Source organism: Vibrio sp. V43_P6S15P86 (genome assembly GCF_009904725.1).
GTDB lineage: Bacteria > Pseudomonadota > Gammaproteobacteria > Enterobacterales > Vibrionaceae > Vibrio > Vibrio diabolicus.
In genome coordinates this window covers 1-8,916 of the sequence record NZ_WXWT01000338.1, presented here as the reverse complement: position 1 = coordinate 8,916, position 8,916 = coordinate 1, and the positions used below count along the sequence as shown (strand labels likewise).

Below are 8,916 nucleotides of genomic sequence, written 5' to 3'. Positions count from 1 at the left end.
GTCGCGGGGCTTGGTGCGACATTGGCTATTGGTGTGTTGTCTTACGCCGAGGTGTCTCTTACTGAGGTTGTACTTCTCATGGCGCCATTTGGTGCTACGGCGGTGTTGGTGTTTGGGGTGCCTAGCAGCCCTCTCGCTCAACCAAAAAATGTGATCATTGGTCACTGCATTACGGCATCTATCGGTATTGCGTTTAGTCAATACGTTGAGATCACGCCAATCACGCTGGCGATTGCGACTGGGTTAGGAGTGTCAGCAATGCTGATTACGAAGACAACGCATCCACCTGCGGGCGCAAATCCTATCTTGATCATGGCCTCTGGGCAGGGGTGGAGCTTTTTGTTCACGCCAGTACTGATCGGCGCGGTGGTGATTGTGCTGGTTGGTAAGGCGTTGCAGTTACTACAGAGTCAGTACTTAACCCCTCGTTTGAACGGTCAAAAGACCTAATTGGGATGCAAGTAAGGCCGCATTAGGGGATGACCTCTTTTGCGGCTTTTTCTTTTCGTGGAGGCTTAAAAATAAAATCTGATTCTCTCTTGTTATTCAGTCGTATACATAAAGATGTTAGTTAAATTGGTATACCACTATGAATAAAATTCACCCCAAGAAGCTATTGCACAGCAAATGGACGGCGACGTCACCTAAAAATAAAGAGAAGCACTTTGTCGTAACAGAAATGGAGCTGGATGAAGAAGGCAATGTTGTGAAATGTGTCATTGAGGCGGTTATGAGTAAACGTGAGCAAGAGATGAACTGGCAAGAGCTGAAAGACCCAGAGCTATGGCGGCAAGGGTGGAAGTAATGCACTTTGTTGAATTTTTTCCTAGGCTTGAGGTACTTAACTGATAGGCAACGGTCTGTGTATCTGCTACGTTGAGTTTATACGCTGTCAACTAAAAAGGAATGACTATGATCGATTTCGACAATTCATCAGTGTTTAAGCTTAAACCCATTGAGGTATCAAAAGTTAGGGAAGATTTTCACAAGTTTCTTATTGATGGCGAGTCGGTATTTGCGGGCTTTAAAACGGTTCGCGACCAAGTGGTGTTTACCAACAAGCGAGTGATTGCGGCGAATGTGCAAGGGATTACGGGCTCAAAAGTGGATTACACGTCGCTGCCTTATAGCAAGATCAATGCATTTTCTATCGAGACGTCTGGTACTTTTGACTTAGATTGTGAAATTGAGTTCTTCATGAGTGAGGTGGGAAGAGTACGTTTTGAAATTAAAGGTTCGTTTGATCTGATTTCTTTCAACCGTATGGTTAGCGAGTATGTACTAGCGTAAGGGAATAGAAATGAGAGCTTCATTGAGAGACAAAATAATAGAGGTCTGTGACAAAAAGATCGCAAGCAAAGGTGAGCAGGTTGGGCTCTCATTTTATGCGTTTTTCGCCAACAAAAATGATGATCCTGAACAGTTGATGGAGGCAGCTACGTGGTGGATTCAGACCCATCGGCTCGACCACTTCGAAAAAGCATTAAAAATCAAATCAATGGTGGAGTCTGGTATCTAAATTAAAAAAAAGAAATAAAGAAAGCAGACAAATGCCAACAACGTCGCGGATAAAACAGGGTAGATAATATAAGAGTCCTGTTTATTGGTTCTTTGAAAGCACAGAGAAACGAGTAAGACGTTGTAGACGACGAGCAGCATACTGATCATAGTCCCACTGTTAAGCGTTAAACTGGACAGCTGAGTTAAGAAAAACGCCAATAAAAGGTAGTCGAAGACAATTAACCATAAAAAGGCTTTCTTCAACAGATCGCGTTTTTTGTTTTCGGAAGGTGTTATGTGCATATAGAACTCAACTAAAAAGTCACAGTAACAGAGGTTTCAGTTAGAAAGGTCACCATCAGGCGAGGTGACCTTTTGAGGTTATAATTCTTGAATATTTACTTCGTTGGTGGCCGTATCACCCGAGTAATTGATGACTTCTTGTCGAATGACTGGTTGGTTAAATTCGGCTTTATCTTTCGCTTTTTGCAGTTCACTTTCTTGGTGGTTACCAAAAAGAGTTTCGAGTACTTTGGCTGCTGGCGTCGTTAAAACGAACAGCTCGATACGGCGGTTTTCGCTTGAATCTGGTTCATCAGGGTTAAGCAGTGCTCTATCCGACATGCCTGTGACCTGCATGACTCGATCATCCGGCATGCCACCTTCAACCAGCGTATTTCTTGCGACATCAGCTCGAGATGCAGATAGCGCCCAGTTTGATTGACGACCAAAGCGTTTTTTAAATGGAATCGCATCCGTATGTCCGCTGATGATCAGTGGGTTGTTCACACGCTGAAATACAGGCGCAAGTGCAAGTAATAAGTCTTCGAAGAAAGGGGTCAGCTCTGCGCCACCACGACTGAACATATGCTGTTTGTAATCATCTTGAAGGACGATACGTAGGCCTTGTGGGGTCACGGTGACGTTGACATTTCCTTGTGCGTTAATCTGAGCGGTCATTCGTTCAATGACTTTCGCCAACGCTGCAAGTTGCTCCTGAGTATCGAAGTTACCAGGAATCAACGAGTCGATTTCTGGCCCATCGCCGTCACCTCGAAAGTATGAGCTTACCACGTGGTTGGAATTGTGTTTACTTGGCACAGAAGAGTCCTGTGCCAAGTCAATAGGAGAGATACTTTGTGAAGTATCAAATGGATTACCGTAACTCTTGTCGAATACGCTTGAGCTATGTAAGTGGGCGACAATTGCTTTACGCTCTTCTTTGTCTACCACCTGCATAACCCAAAGCACAAGAAACAGCGCCATTAGGGCGATCATGAAGTCAGCAAACGCGACTTTCCACGCGCCGCCATGAGGTTCATCATGGCTGTGTACTTTGGCACGTTTGAACACTACATGCTCTTGTTTTTGCATTATCCCTCCTGTTCAGCTAACCACTTCTCCATTTGGTTGAATGTTGGTTTGATGTCTAGCTGAATATGTTTACGACCAGCGTCAATGGCGAGCAATGTCGGCTTCTTCGCTACGTAGGCAACCAAGGTTGCGCGTACGCATTCAAAAGCAGTCATATTACGTTTTACTCGCTGAGCCATGGCGTTACTTAGTGGGTCTAAACCACAGTAACAACCGAAAATACCAATGAATGTACCTACGAGAGCTGCTGCAACGTGATAACCAATCATAGCGATTGAGCCATCAATGGCCTGCATGGTGATAATGATGCCACCAACTGCTGCAAGAATACCGAAGCCAGGTAGTGCTTCTGCTGTACGCTGTAGTGAGCGTGAAGGCAAAAGCATTTCGTTTTGGATAGCTTCAATTTCTTGCTCTAGCAGTCCCTCTAATTCATGAGGCGACATTTGTCCCATTGCCATTAAACGTAAATTATCAGTAATGAAAGAAATTAGGCGATGATCCTCTGCAATCGTCGGGTAAGCGAGAAACATAGAGCTCTGTTCTGGCGACTCAATGTGAGAGTCAAGAAACTTATAACCACGGTTGCGCGCTGTCTCAAGCAAGTTATTGAGTAGCGCCATTAATTCCATGTAGTACTCATGTTCTTCTGTTGGACCTTTAATGGTCGCAGGCACTTGGCGACGCATTTCTTTCAGTACGTGAGGTGGGTTACCGATGATCAAAGAACCAGCAGCAGCGCCAATGATGATAAGGAATTCGGCTGGTTGCCAGATAGCGCCTAAGTTACCGCCGGCCCACATGTATCCACCGAAGACGCACACCAGGATAGTGAGGACTCCAAAAAACTTTTGCATCTTGTGACTCCTAAGAGGACATTAATTGGTTGAGTTGTTTCAGCGCTTGTTTGTGAAGCTGACATATACGAGGTGGTGTCAGATCCAATACCAGAGCTATTTCGTGTAAGTTGAGTTCATGTTGATAGAACAGAGTAAGCAGCAACTGATCACGCTTCGGCAATTTGCCTAAAGCGCTATCTAAACTGCGACGAATATGCTCATGTTCCATGCCATCATATTGCCCGCCAATATAGCTATCACCACTGCTTTCCATCAGTTGGTCAAGGCTTTGCATCTCTCCCGCAAGGGCGGCATTTTGGCGGTTGTAATAGTCCTGCTCATTCGTCCCCAAGGCTTGGATGATTTCTGCATCCGTAGGCATCCGACCTAAAGAGCGTGTGAGATCTCGAGTCACGTCGTTGAGTTCGTGAGCCTGTTGGCGAGTTTTACGTGAGCGCCAATCTAGCCGGCGTAATTCGTCTAAAATTGCACCTCGAACGCGACACACGGCAAAGGCAGGGAAATGAGGATCGTCAACATCGCCGTATCGGCGTCCAGCTTCAACTAGAGCGATAAGGCCAATTTGCTGCATATCTTCAATACTACAGTGAGAAGTGGCATGAACACGTAGCTGGTTAACGACGCGTTTCACCATAACTTGATGACGTTGCAGCAGTGCATTTTCATCAATTGGGCGTGATGGCGTCGTCACTTCCTCTTCTATGGTATAGGTGTCTTGTATATTCATGTCTAACATGGTTGTGCTCCGTTATTGCACAACATATTTAGTCAACAAAACATCGTCGATTTCGCGAACGATGTCTGTCTTAGCAAAAGCCAGTAAAAGCGTTTGTTTTACTTCGTTTTGCAGAATATCGATGGCACCCGCTTGCTGTAACTCATCAAATGTTTTGTCGCTAAACAATTTTAATAATGAGTTTTGTACCATTGGCATGTATTCATCAATGTCTTTGATGCGCTCAGGACGGCGTGTTTCAATTGCTAGTTCTAGCATGACAAAGTGAGTCTGTTTTTTACCTTTCACGGTTAAAACGACTTTGTCTAAAGGATGGAAGCTAGGACCTTTGCTTGTCGGTTCTTCTGTGACTAAAAATGACAATGGAGAATCATCGATCAAGGAACCAGAGTCAGGTGACTCTTGAGCGTGTTTGTTTAAGTACCAGATTCCGCCCATAATCGTGGCGGCCGAAACGAGGGCGCTGGTGATGATCATGGCGATAAACAGGGCGATCATTTGTTGTTTGGTCATAACCTTTTTCCTCGAGGATTAACTAGGCTTGAGTGTTCAGCCAGTGTTCTGAATAGTTTGTTGTTGTAGTTTGGAATGCACCAGATTCTCGTGCTGCGAAAATAGTGGCGTCTTCTTCATTTGTATGTTGGTCATTGCGACTCTGGCTTTGATCAGAGCCCACGTTGACATCGACATGGACGAAGTTTTGCTCTTGCAGTTCTGTGCGTAGACGCTCAGACACTTGCATTAAAGCTTCTCGTGTTGCGGCTGCATTGGCATTGATGTGCACGCTTAGTCGGTCGCCTTCAACACGTACAAGTAAATCCAGCTTACCTAAATCCGGTGGGTCGAGGCGGATTTTGGCTTCTTGTACATTTTGTTGCGCTTGAAGAGTCACACGGTCATGCAGAACTTGCATCATTTGCTCTCCCCATTTCCCAGCACTGGTGTCAACGCGCACAGCCGCCCACTCAGAGCCTTGAGTTTGAATATGACTCGTGGCAACGGCGGTGTTCGGGGCTTGTGGCGTTGGTGTTTGTCCTTGGAGTGGTGAGGCCGTTGGTTGCCCTTGAGCTGGTTGACTCAATAGGGTCTGAAAGTCGGCACTGGAGATTGATAGACGCGAGTTCGATGACATCGGTTGGCTTTGTTGCACCTCTTGTTGCTTTATAGAGGTGTTTAGCAAGGCGTTATTTGAGTCTTGTGTTGTAGACTTAACATCGTTAGCTACCGATAAAGGCGGAGTTTTTCCGAATTGACCCGACTGCTTTTCTGCCATAGTGAGCATACTCTGGGTTAGAGCCTGAGCTTGCATAGCAAGATCAGGTGATTCTGTTGAACCCAGTGTACTTGTCAGGTGAGCATCTGCTTCAGAAGCCGAGTGTTCGTCAGTATCCAAACCACGAGCATGCGCTTTTTCTTCGCTGTCCAAAGCTGGAGCGGTAAGATGAAAACTCGGCACGGTTGAAGCTGAGGCGAAACCTTGGCCGTCATACTGGCTATGCTCAGACATAGGGTTATGAGAAAAACCGTGTACAGCTCTTGCTTGTTTTATGTTGCCTTCATGGCCAGGTGATGCATTGCCGGATATTTGAGTTGAAGGAGATACGATCATTGAGTTAGCTCCATGGTCATCGCTAATTGATAGGCCATAGCGCGCTCTTGATGGTCATTGACCATGTTCATCTCTTTTTCTAACTCGTTCTTCGACTTTTCTAATCTAGCGAATGCATCTGCATGAACGGTTTTGGCACGTTGAATTTCAGGTGCAAGCTTAGGATCCTTCAAAAAAGGTTTGTGACTGATCAATAGCTCTCGCAACTGCAAGTCATAGCGCTTAAGCGCATGCCAATCTGCTGTTTTTGTAGCGAATTGGATGAGCTGAGATAAATGACGAAATCGCTCTGGCGACACTTTATGCTTGTTGTCCAAAATTCATCCAACCTTCACGAATGTTACCCATTACACGCTCGACATTAACCAAGCGATTCGCATCGTTCTGCACGCTGGCGTAATAAAGCTCAACTTGGCAGAAGTCATACAGCTGGCGTAAGTTTTCAGCAATTTCGCCACCATTCTCATCATCTAGAGCGCTTGTGAGCCCAATCAAGATGTTCATGCATTTGTTGATTCCGTTACCTTTCTCAGCCAAGCGATTCGCAGCCAAATGGCCACGAATACGTTCAACTTCATCAAGTAAGCCATCGATCAACATAATGACTAATTGGTGTGGGTTTGCTGCTGCCGCTTGCGCGTCGAGATCGACTTGTTGGTACGAGTCATAGCCAGAGTCCATAAGCATGAGATATTCTCCTAAAGCCTTAGCCAAACATTGACATGGTTTGGTTCATTTGGGTCATTAATGTATTCATTTGAGTGAACTGTTTTAGGTAACGCTTGTACGACATGTCGTATTTACGCTCTAAAGTAGTTTGTTTATCTGAGATGCGATCAATGTTTGCTTGTAGCGATTCTTTACGAGATTTGAACGCTCCAGAAGAGAATTTGAGGAATGGTTCGACCATAGCATCAATAGAGTCGAGCAAAGCGCCGTCGCCATTGAACATCGCTTCCAAGCCCGCACCGTTGTTTTTTTGTGCCTCGGCAAACTTTTCTTGGTCCACTTTCATTTTGCCATTGCGGTCCAATGTCACACCGATTTCGCTCAAGCGCATGCCGCCGTGCTCACCTCGAACCAGGCTGGTTAACTGGCTTTCAATCGAACGCATAGTTGGATCGCTTGCCAAAGCGCCTCGCTTTTTATCTTCGCCGCCGATTTGAGTGTGTTCATCAATCGCAGATATCAATGTGTTGTAGGCTTCTACGAACTTATTGAGCTGCTCTTTTGTTGCTTCGTCGTCAGCTCCGATACCTAAACCAATAGCGGTTTCTCCTGAGGTTTGAGCCTTGGTAACGGTAATATCTACGCCATCGATAACACCTTCAAACGTATTGCTTGAGTTTGTTAGTTTTAGCCCAGTGCCTTCTGCTCCTAACCAAATCACAGCATCCTGTGGAGCACTTATCTGATTGAGGTTTGTGAATGCATCTTCAAACCAGGCTTGGCCAGTACCAGACGCCGATACGTTGATTTGGTTAGCAACACCAGTTTCAGTGCTTGAAAGCATAAAGTGAGTCTGGCCGTTTGAGCGCACTAAGGTTGCATTTACACCTGGGTTATCGCTGTCGTTATTAATTGCAGTCGCTAAGTCACTTATTGTTGCTGTACCATCACCGTCGGTATCGACTGTTGATAGATCAAGTGTCATCGTTTCACCGTTGATGGTGAATTCGAGAGTTCCTGAAGTCGGAACCTCTGTAGTGGCGTCAAGGTCTGCAGGCATGCCTGTAGAGACTTGATGTGATGTTGCAACTTGTTCAACGAAAATCTGGTAGCTACCGGATAGCGCTTTTGCGTCAGCATTAGCTGTAAAGTAACCTTCTTGAGAAATGCTTGTTGAGTTTTTAATGATGCTGCTAGTACTGCTGTTCATCTCTTTGAGAGCAGTTCGGAACTCACGCATTGCACTTTCAACTTTGCCCAAGGCAGATAACTGAGATTGGTATTTATCGGCTTGTAACTGATAGCGCTGTTTAAATGGTTGAACGTCGTACGTAGCCAACTTAGTTGCCATGGATATTGGATCTAATGAACTCACGAGCTTATTCCCTCTCTCATCGGTAATTGGCGTAACTCTATGCCTGGAATATATGTCTTATCGCAAGATACGTGCCCAATTAAAATGAGCTTTTAAAACATAAACTTACGATGTTATCTGGATTTGAGAGGAAGTAGATTTTCCACCTAGTGTGTTCCGCCTTCCTCTAGAAAACATCTAGTGTTTCCTTATAAGACAAGGCGACTAAAAAACTAAATTATTTAATCCACTTTAGGGGGGAGGGAGTTTAAGTAAATTATCAATAGTGCGGTGTTTTAGGTTCTTCCTGCTATTTTATTGGGACTATTCCTACATAGTGGGATTTCGCTTTTTGGTATCTTTAACTTTGTATGTATTTGGTGTTTGAAGATATTTTTCCAACGTTAGTTTTACACTTAGATAAGAACGGCAGAAATGAATGAATTTGTTTTGCGGCTGATGAAATGTGCTCGATCTTACGAAACGTTTATTAGTGCTAAGTTACTGAGCAAACAAAATATTAATTCAGATGAACTAGCAAGTATCCTACAAGAAGCGATATCCAAGTTCCCTGAGTTGAAAACATATCAGCAAGGACAGGGAAGCGAGACAGTTGAGTTGGAGCTATTTAATAAAGTACTTCATAATATAATGCGGAAAATAGGTTTTAGAGTACCGGAAGAGCAACGTGGGAATAAAAGCTATATTTATATTCGCAGGTGATAAAAAGCCTCCCATAGGGAGGCTTTTTATTTTGGTATATGTTATTTCTAGTTCGTTATTAACGAAGTAGAGACATTGCCATACCAGGTAG

General features: G+C 44.6%; 14 protein-coding genes. 5 read left to right on the top strand and 9 right to left on the bottom strand.

Features of this window, described 5'->3' with window-relative positions:
* The 4 genes from CAG69_RS15250 to CAG69_RS15235 form a co-directional block, all read left to right on the top strand.
* A partial coding sequence (locus tag CAG69_RS15250; RefSeq protein ID WP_161444935.1) for an HPP family protein occupies nt 1-450 on the top strand: 450 nt, incomplete at its 5' end.
* A 139-nt stretch (nt 451-589) separates the two neighbouring features.
* Nucleotides 590-805, top strand: a complete 216-nt coding sequence (locus CAG69_RS15245; RefSeq protein WP_005396585.1) for a TIGR02450 family Trp-rich protein — start codon at nt 590-592, stop codon at nt 803-805.
* 107 nt (nt 806-912) lie between these two features.
* A complete protein-coding gene (locus CAG69_RS15240) occupies nt 913-1,290 on the top strand; it encodes a PH domain-containing protein (RefSeq protein WP_005396583.1) in 378 nt (125 codons plus the stop codon).
* A gap of 10 nt (nt 1,291-1,300) precedes the next feature.
* Nucleotides 1,301-1,519: a DUF6500 family protein gene (locus CAG69_RS15235; protein WP_114322771.1), complete on the top strand. Its 219-nt coding sequence runs from the start codon at nt 1,301-1,303 to the stop codon at nt 1,517-1,519.
* Here CAG69_RS15235 and CAG69_RS22570 read toward each other — a convergent pair.
* The 9 genes from CAG69_RS22570 to fliD form a co-directional block, all read right to left on the bottom strand.
* On the bottom strand, nt 1,516-1,803 hold the full coding sequence (locus CAG69_RS22570; RefSeq protein WP_031780567.1) for a hypothetical protein: 288 nt from the start codon (nt 1,801-1,803) through the stop codon (nt 1,516-1,518). The genes CAG69_RS15235 and CAG69_RS22570 overlap by 4 nt on opposite strands.
* A 78-nt stretch (nt 1,804-1,881) precedes the next feature.
* Nucleotides 1,882-2,874 carry a flagellar motor protein MotB gene (locus CAG69_RS15225; RefSeq protein ID WP_161444933.1) on the bottom strand — a complete coding sequence of 331 codons (993 nt, stop codon included), beginning with the start codon at nt 2,872-2,874 and terminating at the stop codon, nt 1,882-1,884.
* Nucleotides 2,874-3,731: a flagellar motor stator protein MotA gene (motA, locus tag CAG69_RS15220; protein ID WP_005396580.1), complete on the bottom strand. Its 858-nt coding sequence runs from the start codon at nt 3,729-3,731 to the stop codon at nt 2,874-2,876. The genes CAG69_RS15225 and motA overlap by 1 nt, the downstream gene beginning before the upstream one ends.
* A gap of 10 nt (nt 3,732-3,741) precedes the next feature.
* Nucleotides 3,742-4,470, bottom strand: coding sequence for a FliA/WhiG family RNA polymerase sigma factor (locus CAG69_RS15215; protein ID WP_161444931.1), 729 nt, complete (start codon nt 4,468-4,470; stop codon nt 3,742-3,744).
* Nucleotides 4,471-4,482: 12 nt separating this feature from the next.
* Nucleotides 4,483-4,983 (bottom strand): flagellar basal body-associated FliL family protein, encoded by a 501-nt coding sequence (locus CAG69_RS15210; RefSeq protein ID WP_005398533.1) that lies wholly within the window; start codon nt 4,981-4,983, stop codon nt 4,483-4,485.
* A gap of 22 nt (nt 4,984-5,005) precedes the next feature.
* A complete protein-coding gene (locus CAG69_RS15205; protein ID WP_161444929.1) occupies nt 5,006-6,079 on the bottom strand; it encodes a flagellar hook-length control protein FliK in 1,074 nt (357 codons plus the stop codon).
* The gene (locus CAG69_RS15200) at nt 6,076-6,396 is read right to left on the bottom strand and encodes a hypothetical protein (protein WP_005398525.1); all 321 of its coding nucleotides are present in this window, start codon (nt 6,394-6,396) and stop codon (nt 6,076-6,078) included. The genes CAG69_RS15205 and CAG69_RS15200 overlap by 4 nt, the downstream gene beginning before the upstream one ends.
* The gene (fliS, locus tag CAG69_RS15195; RefSeq protein ID WP_005375014.1) at nt 6,380-6,766 is read right to left on the bottom strand and encodes a flagellar export chaperone FliS; all 387 of its coding nucleotides are present in this window, start codon (nt 6,764-6,766) and stop codon (nt 6,380-6,382) included. The genes CAG69_RS15200 and fliS overlap by 17 nt, the downstream gene beginning before the upstream one ends.
* Before the next feature lie 19 nt (nt 6,767-6,785).
* Nucleotides 6,786-8,123, bottom strand: coding sequence for a flagellar filament capping protein FliD (gene fliD / locus CAG69_RS15190; RefSeq protein WP_104970451.1), 1,338 nt, complete (start codon nt 8,121-8,123; stop codon nt 6,786-6,788).
* Nucleotides 8,124-8,537: 414 nt separating this feature from the next.
* Here fliD and CAG69_RS15185 point away from each other — a divergent pair, with 414 nt between their 5' ends.
* Entirely contained in the window at nt 8,538-8,825 is a 288-nt protein-coding gene (locus CAG69_RS15185; protein WP_053807552.1) for a hypothetical protein, read from the top strand.
* Nucleotides 8,826-8,916: the final 91 nt, after the last annotated feature.

Coding starts and splice junctions, on each gene's coding strand:
- CAG69_RS15245 (WP_005396585.1), top strand. CDS start 590: ATGAATAAAATTCACCCCAAGAAGCTATTGCACAGCAAATGGACGGCG.
- CAG69_RS15240 (WP_005396583.1), top strand. CDS start 913: ATGATCGATTTCGACAATTCATCAGTGTTTAAGCTTAAACCCATTGAG.
- CAG69_RS15235 (WP_114322771.1), top strand. CDS start 1,301: ATGAGAGCTTCATTGAGAGACAAAATAATAGAGGTCTGTGACAAAAAG.
- CAG69_RS22570 (WP_031780567.1), bottom strand. CDS start 1,803: ATGCACATAACACCTTCCGAAAACAAAAAACGCGATCTGTTGAAGAAA.
- CAG69_RS15225 (WP_161444933.1), bottom strand. CDS start 2,874: ATGCAAAAACAAGAGCATGTAGTGTTCAAACGTGCCAAAGTACACAGC.
- motA (WP_005396580.1), bottom strand. CDS start 3,731: ATGCAAAAGTTTTTTGGAGTCCTCACTATCCTGGTGTGCGTCTTCGGT.
- CAG69_RS15215 (WP_161444931.1), bottom strand. CDS start 4,470: ATGTTAGACATGAATATACAAGACACCTATACCATAGAAGAGGAAGTG.
- CAG69_RS15210 (WP_005398533.1), bottom strand. CDS start 4,983: ATGACCAAACAACAAATGATCGCCCTGTTTATCGCCATGATCATCACC.
- CAG69_RS15205 (WP_161444929.1), bottom strand. CDS start 6,079: ATGATCGTATCTCCTTCAACTCAAATATCCGGCAATGCATCACCTGGC.
- fliS (WP_005375014.1), bottom strand. CDS start 6,766: ATGCTTATGGACTCTGGCTATGACTCGTACCAACAAGTCGATCTCGAC.
- CAG69_RS15185 (WP_053807552.1), top strand. CDS start 8,538: ATGAATGAATTTGTTTTGCGGCTGATGAAATGTGCTCGATCTTACGAA.